The organism is Mesorhizobium sp. WSM2561 (genome assembly GCF_000513915.1).
GTDB lineage: Bacteria > Pseudomonadota > Alphaproteobacteria > Rhizobiales > Rhizobiaceae > Mesorhizobium > Mesorhizobium muleiense.
On record NZ_AZUX01000022.1, the window covers coordinates 96,327 to 111,895 of the forward strand.

Consider the following 15,569-nt stretch of genomic DNA (forward strand, 5'->3'; position numbering starts at 1 on the left):
TCAATTGTTGTTGATGGTGCTTCCCTTGACGATCACCTCGCCGTCGGCCTTGACGGTGATCTTGCCGCTGCCCTTGAGTGTAATATCCTTCCCGTCAGCGACAATGGTGCCGTCCTTTTTCATCGTGATCGACGCTGAGCCGCATTTGAGCGTGATCGAGTCGCCCGCTTCGATCATCAGATTTTTGCCAACCTTGATCGAGCTGTCCTCCGCTATTTGGATTCCGCTGCCCTTGCCGACCTTGAGCGCGTGCCCGCCTCCGACATCGGTTGCGTCGTCAGCGCCGATTTTTGCTGACCTGCCTTTGCCGATCTGCGACGACTGCGCACCACCGATAGCGAAACTTTGGTCCGCGGCGACCTTCACGCTCTGGGCGGCGCCAATTGTCCAGCTGTCCGCCGCGCCTATCGTGTGCGTCTGTCCGGCCCCCACCGTCATCGAGCGCGATGCACCGATCTGATTCGTCTGGACGGCGCCAACGCTTCGGGTTTCTGCCGCGCCCACTGAATCCACACGCGCCGCACCCACAGTGATCGTCTGCACCAGCGCCACCGTCTGCGTGTGGTTGGCGCCGATCGTCTCGGTCGAGTTTGCCCCGATATTGATCGTCTCGTTGGAGCCCACCGTCAGCGAGCGATCCACCCCCACCGTCTCGGTGTCGTTGTTGCCGATGTCCGTGGTCTGGTCGACGCCGACCTTGACCGTTTTGTTGTTGCCGACGTCCTCGTCGAGGTTGTGGCCGACGGAGTGCTTGGCGTCGTGGTCGATGCGGTCGGACTGGTCGTGCTGCACCAATTTGGTGCGGTCGTTCTTGATCAGAAGGTTGTGGTCCTTCTGCGCCTGGAAGTTGACCAGTTCGGAGCCGGCCTTGTCCTCGAACATCAGCTCGTTGTAGCCACCGCCGCCTTTCGAGGAGTCGGACTTCCAGCCGGATTGCGTGGCGCTGCCCGGCAGTCCGTAGGGCGGCATCTGCGAGGCGTTGTAGACGCGGCCGGTGATGATCGGCAGATCCGGGTCGCCTTCGATGAAGTCGACGATCACCTCCTGGCCGATGCGCGGTATCTGGATGAAACCCCAGCCGCTGCCGGCCCAGGTCTGCGACACCCGCACGAAACAAGAACTGTTCTGGTCCTTCTTGCCGAGACGGTCCCAGTGGAACTGGACTTTTACCCGTGCATATTTGTCGGTGAATATTTCCTCGCCGGACGGGCCGACCACCGTCGCCGTCTGCGGGCCGCGCATGATCGGCCGTGTCGTGACTCGCGGCGGGCGATAGGCCAAGGCGGTCGGCGCCACGCCGAGGATCACCTTGAAGTTCTCGCTTTCGACGTCGGCAAGGGCTCTGTAGCCCGGATCGAACAGCCTGTATTCGGCGCTGACCACCAGATATTCCTGGTTCTGGTCTTCCCTCGGGAAGCCGTCCAGCTTGAACGTGCAGCCGGAATACAGGCCGCGCACGGTGCCGACTGCAGCAATGCGCTGGTGCACGGCCTGGATTTCCTCGCGCCGGATCGCGGCCAGGCTGTCGCCGCGGCCGACGTCGAGATGCGCGCCGGGCTGGCGGTAATTCTCGCCCGCGGCCAGCTTGTGACTGAACGGCTGGGCGGATTTGGCCATCAGGTCGGCGCCCGGCTTCTCGAAATCATAGTCGGTATGGACATAGGCGCCCGGCCGCACCGAGCTGCCCGGAATCCATTCTGTGATGTATTCGACATCGCGCCGGGAGCCCTGCCCTTCAAAGTGATAGGGCACATTTTCATAACCCGGCGCCGGCTTGAGCTTGTTCATGGCATCGGCGAGCACAAGCGTGTGCTTGCCTTCGTCGTGCTCGAAGAAATACAGGATGCCTTCGTGCTCGAGCAGCCGCTGCACGAAATCGAGATCGGTCTCGTCATACTGGACGCAGTATTCGCGCGGCGGATAGGACCCTTGCAGGCGCTTCTCGAATTTTGCCGTGCTGTATTTCGAGAAAACCTCCTCGACAATTTCGATGACGCTCATGTTCTGGAAAATACGGCAATCGGTGGTATTGCCGAGAAACCAGAGCCATGGCCTGATGACGGCTTCGTAGTAGGCCAGACGGTCCTCGATCCGGGTCAGCCGAAACTCGGAGACAAGGCCGCTGAACCAGCGTTTGGGATCGGATTCACCCTCGATCGAAACCGCGCCGCCCAGCATCTTCAGCGGATCGATTTCGGGGCTGCTGCTGACGAACCCGACCGTATAGGCCAAACAACGACTGATCTCATCGCGCCCGACAAGATGCGTGAAGGTCAACAGGTCAGCGCCAACCGGCGTCTGCACAACCGTAGCACGTTCGTTCGGCATGGGTCGTGCCCCCTCCCGCCGCTCGTTTCTGCCTGAGCCTAGCACATGTCTTGCACCGACCAAAGGGGACGCTTGGCGGCTGCAGCCTGGTCGCCTGTGGAATCATCGACTTGAACGCTTCTGTGCCGCCGCTCACAAATTGCTGGTATAATGGGGTGTCCTGGGCGAGTTTCCCGACAGGATCGACGGCGATTTTGAATGTTCATCAGGCTGCAGATCAACAATGTCGTCTCCCTGCCCGCCGGTATGTCGACCGGCTACTCCGCTCGTGATCGCAGCTTTGAAATCGGCCGCGAGGCCTGTGATTGGACCTTGCCCGATCCCGACAAGTTCATCTCCGCCAGACACTGCGAAGTGCGTTACCAGGGAGGCGCGTTCTGGCTGCACGATATCTCGCGCAACGGCACATTCATCAATGGATCGACCCAGCGCATGGCCGGCCCTCACCGGCTCGGTCAGGGCGACCGGTTGCTGATCGGCCGCTATGTCGTCCTGGTTTCGATTGATGACGAGCGCGCCGCGACAGGGCATCCTCAAAGCAGCCACGGTTCGACGCAGCGACAAATGCCTGTCGCAACCGGCCGGCCGCAGGATTTTGGAGACCAGCCTTTCTTCGAACCGGTGGCGCAACGGCCCGGGCAGAGAGCACCGGTGGCTTCGCCGCCCGCGCCTCTCGCTACGACCAGAGACGAGGTGCTGCGGGACATCGCGATCGCAGCCGGCATCGCGCCGGAACTGCTTCAATCGCGTGACCCGCATGAAGTTGCCGCCGAAATCGGCGCGGTGCTGCGGACGGTTGTCGAGGAGCTGGCCCAGCTGCTGAAGGCTCGTGCGGCTGCGAAAATACTGGCCAAGAGCACGCACCGGACGATGATCAGCGCTGCCGACAACAATCCCTTAAAGTTCGTCCCGGGAACCGACGACATCCTCGAAATCATGTTTGCGCGGCGCAGATCCGGCTACCTTGATGCCAGGCACAGTGTCGAAGACGCGTTCCGCGATCTCAAGACGCACGAATTTGCCACCTATGCAGCCATGCAAGCTGCGCTCTCCCGGCTGCTTGACGATTTGTCGCCTGAGGCGATCAGCAAAAAACTCCCGCCGACGTCGTTCACATCGAAGAAGGGCCTGGCCTGGGACGCCTTCGTCGCCAAATGGCGGACCATGGAGGAAGCACACGAAAACGGCATGCTGGACATATTCCTGGCCTATTTCAGCGAAGCCTATGCCAAAGCCGACAAGCAAAAGTAGACTGGAAATCTGGCAGGTGCTCCGGAAATCGGATCGGTTTGCTGCGCTTAGCTTCGGCTGCGGAGCGGATCACGCACCAGGTGGAATGTATCCTTGGCGAGCCCAAAGATACGGCGCTGTCGTTGGCGAAGAAAAATCCTTTCGCAGCGCTGCATCCGGTTCCAATCGACCGTTTCTAAGCTTACGATCATTTTCGACAGTTCGCCAGCGGGTAAGGCTGATTGACCTGGGGGTCTGCGGCACATGTCATGTTACGGCGGGTTAGAAAGATATAGTCGATCTTCCTCCAGACACTGCCCTCGTCAGCAGCGCCTGCAGTCCTTGCGCCTGCAGTTCCTGCGCCTTACCGGGGACCGTCTTGCCCTGATGTGGCGCATACGCCGCACCGACGCGTGGACGGACGTTTGGCGATGAGCTCGAAGGACGATCCTTTCGGCCCAGCGGGCAAGACCGTTATTCGCGCACCGCGCCGGGCTGAGAAATCAGCGCCCGATCCCCAGGGGGCCGTTCCCGACGGCGGGCGCCCCGATCCCTCGCCGGTCAAGGATTCAACGGTTTTCGATCCCGGTGTCGGTCGGCATGCACCGCCGGGCTGGACCTCCGGAACCGTGATTTATCAGGGTGCAGACCCCGGCGCAGCGGCGACAGCCGGCTCAGTTGCGGCGGCGGCGGGCATTCAGCAGGACATCCTGCTGCATGCCACGGACAGCGTCAGATATTCCGCAGCAAATCAGATCCTCGCCGCGGCCGCGCCTTTGCTGATGCTGTTTGGCCAGCTCAGGCTTATGGCTGTCGAAAGACAGGCGGAGCAACTGGCGGAACATGTCGCCGAGGCGATCGAAAAATTCGACCGGACAATGGAGAAAGCCGGTGTTCCCGAAGAAGATGCACGGATCGCTAAATTTGCTCTCTGCGAAACCGCTGACGACCTCATCGGCCACCTGCCTTGGCCCCAGACAGACGCCTGGGCGCAGCACAGCATGCTGTCACAGTTCTTTCAAGTCGTGCCCACCGGCTCGGGCTTCTACCAAGCGCTGAACAAGATACTGGCTGCGCCGGAGGCACACTACGATTTGCTTGAACTGATGCATGCCTGCCTGTCGCTGGGGTTCGAAGGCCAGTATCGAGGCCTTGCGCGCGAGGACAACAATCTCGAACGCGTTCGACGCGACGTCTACGAGACGCTTCGTTACTTCAGGCCGCGCGCCGACGACGACATCTCGCCGCACTGGCAAAGCCTGGCGGTCTCCAGCCCACAGTCGTCGGCCCGGCTGCCGCTCTGGGTGATTGCGGCGGCTGCGTCGGCGCTGCTGACGGCGGCATTCTTCGCATTGCGGGTCTTTATTACCAACGAGGGCGATGCCCTTGCCGGCAGGCTGCTGGCGCTCGATCCGTCGACGCCGATCGCCATCGAACGCGCCAGCGTGGTGCCGTCGGCTGCGCCGGTGAAAGTCGGCCCGCCTGTCGCCGCCCCTACCCGTTCCCAGATCGATCGCATCCATGCGGCACTGGCCAAGACTATCGCGCGCGGCGGGCTGAGCGTCGGCACGCAGGGCAGGTTCATCATCGTGGAGATCAACAATGTCCTGCTGTTCCCGTCCGGCAGGGCCGAGATAAAACCGGAGTTTGGACCAATCGCCGCGGACATCGCCGCCGCGCTGGAACCGGAGCCTGGACCGATCATGATCGTCGGCCACACAGACAATGTGAAGCCGCGAAAATCGAGCCCGTTCAAATCCAACTTCGACCTTTCCATCGCCCGGGCGAAGGCCGTCGCAGCGGTGATGGCGCCACGGTTCAGCAAGCCTTCCCGGATCACCGTCGACGGCAAGGGTGAAGACGAACCGATCGCCGACAATGCGACGCCGGAAGGCCGCGCCCAGAATCGCCGTGTCGACTTAATGATCCCCAAGGAGGAAACGCTGTGAGCACGGCCATTTGGAAGCGCCGATGACGCGCTGGCTGCTGCGGATATTCAGTGCGATCGCGTTGGCCGGTTTCGCGGCAGCCGTCTGGTTTGCCGGACCGTTGATCCGCTTTGCCGATACGCGTCCGCTGGCACCCGTCTGGCTGCGTGTGACGATCATCGGCGTGATCGTTGCGATCGCGACGCTGTTTTATGGAGTGCGTTTCTGGCAAAAGCGAAAGGCGCAAAAGGCGCTCGAGACGATAGTCGCCCGCAACGACGACAGGGACGACGACTCGCAGGTGCTCGAGACTCGGATGAATGAAGCCATCGCTGCGCTCAAGCGGTCGAGCGGCAAGCGCAATTTCCTCTACGAGGTTCCCTGGTACGTCGTCATCGGCCCGCCTGGTGCCGGCAAGACAACGGCGTTGGTCAATTCGGGCCTGAATTTTCCGCTTGCCGGTTCGGGGGACGCCCAGCCAGTGGCCGGCGTTGGCGGCACACGATCCTGCGACTGGTGGTTCACCGACCAGGCGGTGCTGATCGACACCGCCGGGCGCTACACCACGCAGGATTCCAATGCGCAGAGCGACAAGAAGAGCTGGCTCGCCTTCTTGTCGCTGCTCAAGGGATACCGCACCCGGCAACCGATAAACGGGGTTATTCTGGCCATCAGCCTTGCCGATCTCATCAGCCTCGATGATCGGCAGCTTGACGCCCATGTCGTCGAAATACGCAGCCGTCTGCGCGAAATTCACGAAACACTGAAAATCCAGTTCCCGGTGTACCTGCTCTTCACCAAGGCCGACCTTGTCTCCGGTTTCATGGATTATTTTGGCGGCTTCGACGAGCAGCGCCGCCGCAAAGTGTGGGGCGCGACATTCCAGACCGCCGATCGCAGCAAGAACATGGCCGGTGAGGCACCGGCCGAACTCGACGCACTGGCAAAGCGCCTGGCAGAGGAGATGGCCGACCGCCTGCAGGAAGAGGCCGATCCGGTCGCGCGCATAGCCATCTTTGGCTTTCCAGCTCAATTTGACGCGCTAAAAAGCCGTATTGCCGGTTTCGTCGCCGGCATCTTCGATCCGGCCCGCGGCCAGGTGAATGTCAGCCTGCGTGGTCTCTATTTTTCGTCAGGCACGCAGGAGGGGACGCCGATCGACCAGGTGCTGGGCGCAATCGGCCGCAGTTTCGGCAGCGCATCTCGCACCCATCTTTCCGGCACCGGCAAGAGCTTCTTCCTGCATGATCTTCTGACCGGCGTCATTTTCGCGGAATCCGGCTGGGTTTCATACGACAAATCGGCTGAAAGGCGTGCAGCGATCGCCAGGTATGGCGGCCTTGGCGCAATAGCATTGATGGCTGCCGCGGCTCTCGGCACCCTGGCCCTGAGCTTTTCAGCCAACAGGTCGCTGATCGCTTCCACCACGCAAGCTGCAAGCCAGTATCGCGAGACGGCAGACCCGCTCCTCAAAAGCACTGAAGTCGCCGATGTCGACCTTGAAAACGTCATCGGCCCGCTCGACCAGTTGCGTGAGCTGCCGGCCGGCTTCGACACCGGTGACTTGCCGACCCCGATCCAGGAGACGTTCGGCCTCAGTCAGCGGGAAAGACTTCTTTCGGCATCGAAGACAGCTTACCGGCAGGCGCTGGAGCGCATGTTCCGCTCGCGCCTGCTGCTTCAGGCCGAACGGACGATCCAGGCCAGGATGGCTGATCCCACCGCGCTCTACCAACCGCTGAAGATCTACATGATGCTTGGCGGCAAGGCGCCCAAGGTCGACGACGAGCTGATCGTGTCCTGGATGAAGCAGGACTGGGAGCAGAATCGGTATCCGGGTGAAAACAACCGCGAGGGACGGGCGCAACTCGAAAAGCATCTGCGGGCCATGCTTGCGCTGGACGACGCCTATGATCCGGTTTTCGAACTCAACCAGCCACTTGTCGAAGCCGCTCAACGCTCGCTCGGACGCATGAGCCTTGCCGATCGTGCCTCTGCCCTGGTGAAGTCGGCGGTATACGCCGCAGCACTGGACGATTTTTCCGTCTCCGTCAAAGGCGGCCCGGAAGCGCAGCTGTTGTTCGAGCGTGTCGATGGTGGCGATCTGTCGGGCCTGCGCGTTCCCGGTATCTACACCTATAGCGGCTTCAACAACTTCTATCTCGGACAACTCTCGCGCATTGCGCAGATGCTTGTCGACGACCAGTGGGCTCTCGGCGGCGGCGCCGAGCAAGGTGGCATCGACCAGGAATTGCCAAAACTCGGTCCCGAACTTGTCGAGCGCTATGGCAGGGAGTTCGCTGCGGCGTGGAACGGCGTTCTCGACAGACTGAAGTTCAAGGCAATGCTGAAGGACAAGCCGGACTATATCGCGCTCTCCGCCGCCGCGTCACCAAGCTCGCCAATCGACCAGCTTTTTACCGCGATAGCCGACGAAACAGCGCTGACGCGAGAGTCTGGTTCCAGCGAAGAGTCAAGCTCCGAGGCCGAAGCCGGCATGCTTCAAAACCAGCCGCAAAACGCTGCAGATATCGCCAGCGGATTGGCCCGTATCGGCATTCAAATCGCCAGCGGCAAATCGCAAAGCCGGGCCGGCACGGGGTCCGCTCGCGCGCAAAACCAGTACCCCGGTGCGAACATCGAAGCGCAATTCAGATCATTCCAGGCTTTGGTGAACGGTCCCACTGGGCGCCGCCCGATCGATGCACTGACCCAGAATTTCCGCGACATCCATCAAAGCCTGCAATTGGCGGCCGATATCCCTTCGCAAACGGAACGCGCCAACATGAATCTGCAGCTGCAGATATCCACCCTTCGCGCCAATGTCTCGCGGCTGCCCAAGCAACTCGCCCGAATGGTCACTGCGACCGCCGACGAGCTTGACGGCAACGTCGCAGAAACCTCGCTGACGAATTTGAACCAGCTGCTCGACCAGACGGTGACGCGCGCCTGCGAGGAGATGGTCGAGGGCCGTTATCCCTTCGCCAGCGATGGCCCGGAGGATATTGCGATGGCGGATTTCGCGAAACTGTTCGCTCCAGGCGGCCTGATGGACCGGTTCTTCGCACAGAATCTCGCATCGCTGATCGACATGACCGGCCAGGACTGGAACTGGAAACAGGATGCGCGTTTCGGGCGCGACCTGTCGAAGTCGACCTTGAAAAGCTTCCAGCTAGCGGCGGAAATCCGCAACGCCTTTTTTCCTTCAGGTGGTTCGGTGCCGTCGGTCAGTGTCACCTTTACGCCGTTTTCACTGCATGGCGATGCCGATACGGCGATACTCGACGTCGATGGCCAGATCGTCCAAAGCAACCAGGCCGGCAACGCGCCAAGCACGGTGACCTGGCCGAGCGGCATGGCCTCCGCGTCGGCGAGCCTGAGCCTTATGCCAGAGATGCCGGGCCGTGAGTCCGCGATCAAGTTCGACGGCCCGTGGGCACTGAAGCGCCTGCTGGACAAGGCCGATATCACCGGCACCGGCGGCAACACGCAAGCCCGCTTCGTGATCGGCGGACGCGATGTCGCCTATACGGTCCAGGCCAGTTCGGACCAAATCCCTCTCTTCCTTCCTGCGCTTTCCGGGTTCAGCTGTCCAAAGGCGTTTTGAGATGAGCTCTAGATTTTCCAATACGGTGCGGCTGTCCATCGGCGACAGATGGGCGGACGTTGATTTCGATACTCTAACGTTCGAGCCTGTGGCAAACTGGCGCGAGCGAGCGCCTGACGGTGCGCCGCAGAGGACGCTTGAGAAGCGCTTGGTGGCAAAGTGAACAATGTCGCCCTTCCCTTTGAAAGCTTCGGCGTTAGCCACAGAGGCTGTGTCCGTGAGCTCAACGAAGACAGCTATCTGGTCGAGCCGGACACCGGCCTGTGGGTGGTGGCCGATGGAATGGGTGGACATGATGCCGGGGAAGTCGCTTCGGCCAGCATTGTCGATCATCTGGCAACGATCGGCATTGCAAGCTCTGCACCGGATCTGCGCGCGCGCTTCGAGGACCGGCTGAGCCGGGCCAACGCCGAAATCCGCAGGATATCGCAATCCCGCGGAGTAACCATTGGCTCCACTGTCGCCGCCCTGCTGGCGATGGATGGGCGGTTTGCCTGCCTGTGGGCAGGCGACAGTCGCGTCTACCTGATCCGCAACGGCTCGATCTCGCAGATTTCGAAGGACCATACCGAAGTCCAGGAACTTCTCGACAAGGGCATGATCAGCGCAGCCGAAGCGCTCGCCTGGCCGCGCCGCAACGTTATCACGCATGCGGTCGGCGTCAGCGACGAGATCGTCATCGATTTCCAGCAAGGCGAAATCATGCCGGGCGACATATTCGTGCTGAGCACCGACGGGCTGACAGCGCATGTCACAGACGCCGAGATCGAGGCGGCGGCGGTGTCGGCGACACCTCAGGCGGCATGCGAAAACCTGCTGCAGATGGTGCTGGCGCGCGGGGGAACGGACAATGTCACGATCGTGCTCGTCAAGATCGGAGACGGGCGCAATGGGGCCTATCCCGGTCCTTCCAGAGCGGAAGGCTGAGGCTGATGAGCGCCGACGACAAGACGCGGCTATCGCCTGATGTGGCCAGCACAGCCGTCGGCACGCAACTCAGCGGCATCTATGAACTGGACGAGCGGATCGCATTCGGTGGCATGGGCGAAGTCTACCGTGGCCACAACATCCAGACCGGCGACCACGTCGCCATCAAGATCGTATTGCCCGAGTTCGCCCGTGACCAGACGATCCTGTCGCTGTTCCGCAAGGAAGCGTCGATCCTCAATCATTTGTCGCACGATGCGATCGTGCGCTATCACGTCTTCACGATCGACCCCGGTATCGGTCGCCCCTACCTCGCCATGGAATTCGTCGACGGCCAGTCGCTGTTCGATATCATGCGACGTGGCCCGATGCCGACGGAAGACGTGCGTAAGCTCTGCCATCGTCTGGCTTCCGGCTTGAGTGCCGTGCACCAGGCGGGAGCGATACACCGCGACCTCTCCCCGGACAACATCATCCTGCCGGGAGGCCGGGTCGATCGCGCAAAGATCATCGATTTCGGCATCGCGCGGTCGGCGACCGTCGGCGGCGAGACGCTGATCGGCGGAAAGTTCGCGGGAAAGTACAACTACGTTTCTCCCGAGCAGCTCGGGCTGTACAGCGGCGATGTCAGCGAGCAATCCGACATCTACAGTCTGGGCCTGGTGCTGGCCGCTGCCCTGCGCGGGAAACCGATCGACATGAGCGGCTCCCAGTACGAGATCATCGAAAAACGCCGAACCGTTCCGGACCTGTCCGACATCGACGCCGATTTTCGTGGAATTGTCGAGGCCATGCTGCAGCCGGATCCACAGGACCGGCCGATCAGCATGGCCGATATCGCCAGGGCGACACGCGACGACACGGACGAGGAGACAAGGCCGCCAACGTCGATCACGCCGCGCGACCGGACGCCGCGAACCGGGGGAACCGCCGCGCCTGACCCCAAGCTGGCAAGTCAGCCTCCGGCGGCTGCCGGTGAGCAGCGCTTCGTTCCGCATGTCCGGCCGGCGCTTCTGTCCGAGCCAAGGCCTTCGCCAGTTGCCGGTCCTGCTCGGGCGGTCTCGCCAAAGGTCCCGGCAAAGTCGGCCAAGACCCGATCGATCGCAATCGCTGCCTTGGCGATATTGGCTGTCGCGTCGGGTGCAGGCGTTTATCTCAGCGGCGTGATGACGCCTTCCACGCCGACCGCCGGTGATACATCGTTTTTGTCGCCAAAAGCATCCAAACCTGCCCCGACGGCCAGCGCTGCAAATTCGCCGGGCGATGAGCCGGCAAAGGCAGTTCCACCCGATCAGTCACAAACAGAAGCAACTGCGCCGCCAGCCGAAAATCAGGCAGGTGCGGCGGCGGATCATAAGTTGGAGCCGGCACGGCCCGCCGAAGTCCTCTCACCATCCGAGGAAAACCCGGAGCCGGCGGCAGCCGTGGAAAGATCGGAGCCGGCGGCAGCCGAAGCGCAGCCGCCAGCTGAAAGTCAGGCAGATGCCGGGGCGGATCAAAGCTTGCAGCCGACGCGGCCCGCCGAAGTCCTCTCGCCAACCGAGGACACCTCGGAGCCAGCGGCAGCCGAGGCGCCATCGCCAGCTGAAAATCGGGCAGATGCCGCGGCGGATCAAAAGTTGGAGCCGACACGGCCCGCCGAAGTCCTTTCGCCAACCGAGGAACCCCCGGAGCCGGTTCCGCCGCGCATCCAGGTCGCGCCAATGCCGCCGGCCGACAAGGCTTCGCCCCCGGCGCTCCAGCCCGAAATGATGGAGAGCCGGAAGCCCGATCAGCCGGCCAGCCAGCACGCGCGGGCCGAAAACCAGACGGATGATGCGAATGCAAAACGGCAGCGGTACGAGCCGGCGCCAGGCAAACAGCCGGGCGAAGCCACTGTTGCCTTGAACGTGCCGAAACCGGACCTAAAACTGCCGCCGAAAAATGCCCTCGACCACGCTGCGCAACGGGTCTCCTGGGTGCGCGACTTCAACGGCGGCGACTGTTTCTATGCGACGTTGACGTCGGCAACCGAGGCCGCCGTCGCGATCGAAGGATTGGGCACGGAGGTCCAGCCGTTCGAACGAATGCTGTCCGATTTCCAGGCAAGGTTCCGTGTCGAACCGGACATCAGCGTCCGCCTCATTGAGCCGGCTCAATGCGAAGTCACCAACTTTCTGCGCTTTCTGGACCAGATGCCGGCTGACAAGCCGCAGCTTGTTCTCGATCGAACGACGGTGCCGAGCGGCTCGCCGATCGGCGGCACGCTGGTGACGCATGGCGGTCTCATTTCCAGCGTGCTGCTGATCGACCACAGGGGCATGGCATTCAGCCTCGACGATCTTATGCTGGCGCAAGCCGACAAGGCCACTTTCAACATTCCGATCGATCTTGGCGCAGCTGACAAGGCGGCCGGCAAGGTCGTGCCGCAGATCATAATGGTGATCACGGGTCCACAGGATATTCACGCTGCGGCGTTCTCTGCGCCGACACCGGCCGCGCTGCTGCTGCCCAAAATTCTCGACGAGATCGACGCCAACCGAGCTGAGTTCTCCGCAACGGCAAAATACTTCCGGCTCGGCGGGTAGCATGGACGCCGATGGACCTCCGCAACTCGCGTTTTCCCTTCCCGACCGCTGTCCCGCCCGACAATCAGCGTGACCGGCTTCGCGGCCTGCTTGCCCTGAGAGGCCGTATCAGACTTGTGGTCATCTTGGGCGCGACGTTGCTGGCTCTCCTGTCGTCCCACGAAGCGCGCGCCGAATTCACCGTCTGCAATCAGACGCTCGACGTCGTCAATCTCGCTGTCGGCCAAAAGGTCGACAATGCGGACCAGACCGATGGCTGGTGGACCATCGGCGCAAATCAGTGCGTGAACGTCATCCGCGAGGAACTTTCGAACCGCTACATCTACATCTATGCGACGGACGTCTTTGGCCATGCGACCCTGACCGGGTCGACCGAAATGTGCATCGACCGGCGGCGTTTCTCGATCCGCGGCATCGATGAATGCTGGCAGCGCGGCCATATCGCCGCACGATTTCTCGAAGTCGATACGCTTGAACAGGTGCGGTGGACCTTTTTTCTGACCGGAAGCAATCCGTGACGCACAGTATCGACACAAGCTTCAAGTTGAAAAAGCAGGCGCGCGCCGCCCTGCGCAGACGCAGGCTGTGGCGCAGGCTGCTTGCCGGTCTTGCTGTGGCCGTGCTGTTGTCGATCGCTGCCGGCTTCTATCTCACAGCGGATTATTGGTCGTTTGGCGACGAAGATGAGGAGTTGCACGCCGTTGAGGGAACCGACGATGTGCCAGCCGACGCATCTGTCTATGTGCCTGCCATTATCGATCTTGCGGGCGACCCGATGTGGATCACCCTTGCGCCCGACACCGGCGGCGCAACAAAAAGCCAAGTGATCCCGCGGCCGGCAGAACTCGACCAGGCCGGCGTTTCTCCGCAGATCGAAATTCTGTCCGACGTGATGCTTAGCGCCAGCGAAAAGTTCATGACGACGATACCGTCGACGCAAGAAGATTTCGCTTTCTTCCAGGCGCAGCGACAGACCGCGCCGGCACCATCCAACGAGTTGCAAAACGACGTTCAGCCACCGCCCGTTCCAAACGAGGCTCCGGTTGCTTCGGACCCGCTCGGGGGGGCCGATGATGCCGAAGCAGGTTGGGGCGAAACAATCGACTCAGGCGAGGCAGCACTTCCCGCGTTCCAGAAAACCCAGATCGAAAACAACACAAGCGTTGCAAATGTCATCAGTGAACATCAACGATACGAGGCTACCGAGGACATTTTCGTAAAGATCCTCAACGACCGCAGCCTGGACAGTGTTGCCCTGGATGCGCATTTCTCCGCCGAGGATGCCAAGCTGGCAGGCGAAGCCCTGAAGGCGCTTTTCAATCGGGAGAGCCTTGAGCCAGGTCATGTCGTCGCCATGCGCGGTTTCAGGCCGACGCGCGAGACGACATCCAAGTCCCTCATGCAGGTTTCGATCTACGCCAGGAACGTATTTGTCGGCACGCTGACGCGCAATGCCGCCGGTGTGTTTGTGTCTGGTGTCGACCCCTGGGTCCGCGAAGATTTGTTCAACTACTCGGGCGCACAGGCGCAAGGCACGCACAAAAGGCAATACCGGCTGCTCGACGCGATCTACTCGACAGCAGCGCGCAACAAGGTTCCGACCGGCGTGATCGGAGAGGCGATCATGTATCTGTCGCGAGGACAGGATCTGGATGCCTTCGCCAGCGAAGACCAGCGTCTGGTCCTGATCTATTCGCAAAAGCCGCGTGGCAAGGAAGAGACGGCCGGACGGGTGCTGTATGTTGGCGTCCAGGGCAGCGAAAAAAGCCTTGACTGTTTCGTGTTCCAGCAGACCGACGGCCAGTTTGCATGCGTTAGCGGCGACGATCAGGTTCGCTCGCTGACAGTGGCCAACGGCATGGTCACCCCGGTCAACGGGGTCATGACCTCCACTTTCGGCCCACGCAAGCACCCAATCCTCGGAACCGTTCGCATCCACAAGGGCGTGGATTGGGCGGCGCCGCTGGGCACGCCGATAGCCGCCGCCTTCGACGGCGAAATCGTCTTTCAGGGTGATGGAAGCGGATACGGCAACCTGGTGAAGATCTCGCACGGGGACGGCAGCGAGACGCGCTATGCGCATATGCAGAAATTCGCTGACAAGGGCGGTGTCGGCGCGAAGGTGAAGGCAGGCGATATCATTGGCTATATCGGCACCACCGGTCTTTCGACCGGGCCGCACCTGCATTTCGAGCTCTATCGCAATGGGCAGGCGATCGATCCGCTGGGCACGGTTACGGCAATCGCGACGGACGCTTCCGCTGTCGAAACGCTGACCGACCGTATCGTTCAAGTCGAAAGCGGCGGCAAGGCCCGCGCCAAGAACCCGCTTTCTTCGGCGACCGGCGCCGGTCAGTTCATAACCAAGACGTGGATCCGGATGATGAACACCTACCGCCCCGAACTGGCACGGACACTGTCAACCGCCGACCTGCTCGCTCTGCGTTTTGACGCCACCATCTCGCGCGAGATGGTCAGCAATCTGGCGCGCGAAGGCGAAGCCTATCTTCGGGTGCGCGGCCACCAGATCACAGCCGGCCGGCTTTATCTCTGTCATTTCCTGGGGATGGAAGGCGCCCATCAAGTGTTGTCGTCGCCGGGTTCGGCGCAATTGAGTGCCGTGCTCGGATCGGCCGTCATTCAAGCCAACCCGTTTCTCACCGGCAAGTCCGCCAGCTATGTCGTGAGCTGGGCCGAAAGGAAAATGGGGCGGAAGCTGAGCCCGGCGATGGTTGAAGTGAGCCAACAGACAACGACAACGACGGAAGTCCGGCAGACATCGCCCGAGTTCGAAAAATACAAGCAGGCGATCACGGCTATGGTGAGTTCCGTTCAGAATGCGCTGTGAGCCAGCATCCCGCTCTATCTATTTGTTTTAGCCGCATTTCTGCTACGCGTGGCGGTAATAGCGCGCTCTTGCCTTCTCCCCTTGTGGGAGAAGGTGGATTGGCGCGCAGCGCCAAGACGGTTGAGGGGTGTTGG

At 61.6% G+C, this 15,569-nt stretch carries 8 protein-coding genes; 7 read left to right on the forward strand and 1 reads right to left on the reverse strand.

Annotated features, from left to right (window positions below; all coding sequences use genetic code 11):
* The gene (gene tssI, locus M727_RS0119800) at window positions 1-2,328 is read right to left on the reverse strand and encodes a type VI secretion system tip protein TssI/VgrG (RefSeq protein WP_027154125.1); all 2,328 of its coding nucleotides are present in this window, start codon (window positions 2,326-2,328) and stop codon (window positions 1-3) included.
* A gap of 198 nt (window positions 2,329-2,526) precedes the next feature.
* Here tssI and tagH point away from each other — a divergent pair, with 198 nt between their 5' ends.
* The 7 genes from tagH (at window position 2,527) to M727_RS0119845 (ending at window position 15,435) form a co-directional block, all read left to right on the forward strand.
* On the forward strand, window positions 2,527-3,579 hold the full coding sequence (tagH, locus tag M727_RS0119805; protein ID WP_027154126.1) for a type VI secretion system-associated FHA domain protein TagH: 1,053 nt from the start codon (window positions 2,527-2,529) through the stop codon (window positions 3,577-3,579).
* A gap of 410 nt (window positions 3,580-3,989) precedes the next feature.
* Window positions 3,990-5,507, forward strand: a complete 1,518-nt coding sequence (gene tssL / locus M727_RS0119815; RefSeq protein WP_027154127.1) for a type VI secretion system protein TssL, long form — start codon at window positions 3,990-3,992, stop codon at window positions 5,505-5,507.
* Window positions 5,508-5,529: 22 nt separating this feature from the next.
* Window positions 5,530-9,093: a type VI secretion system membrane subunit TssM gene (gene tssM, locus M727_RS0119820; protein WP_027154128.1), complete on the forward strand. Its 3,564-nt coding sequence runs from the start codon at window positions 5,530-5,532 to the stop codon at window positions 9,091-9,093.
* A gap of 159 nt (window positions 9,094-9,252) precedes the next feature.
* A complete protein-coding gene (locus tag M727_RS0119830; RefSeq protein ID WP_027154129.1) occupies window positions 9,253-10,020 on the forward strand; it encodes a protein phosphatase 2C domain-containing protein in 768 nt (255 codons plus the stop codon).
* Window positions 10,021-10,025: 5 nt separating this feature from the next.
* Entirely contained in the window at window positions 10,026-12,587 is a 2,562-nt protein-coding gene (locus tag M727_RS0119835) for a serine/threonine-protein kinase (protein ID WP_027154130.1), read from the forward strand.
* A gap of 11 nt (window positions 12,588-12,598) precedes the next feature.
* Window positions 12,599-13,105, forward strand: a complete 507-nt coding sequence (locus M727_RS0119840; protein ID WP_027154131.1) for a DUF1036 domain-containing protein — start codon at window positions 12,599-12,601, stop codon at window positions 13,103-13,105.
* Window positions 13,102-15,435 (forward strand): M23 family metallopeptidase, encoded by a 2,334-nt coding sequence (locus M727_RS0119845; protein ID WP_027154132.1) that lies wholly within the window; start codon window positions 13,102-13,104, stop codon window positions 15,433-15,435. The genes M727_RS0119840 and M727_RS0119845 overlap by 4 nt, the downstream gene beginning before the upstream one ends.
* Window positions 15,436-15,569: the final 134 nt, after the last annotated feature.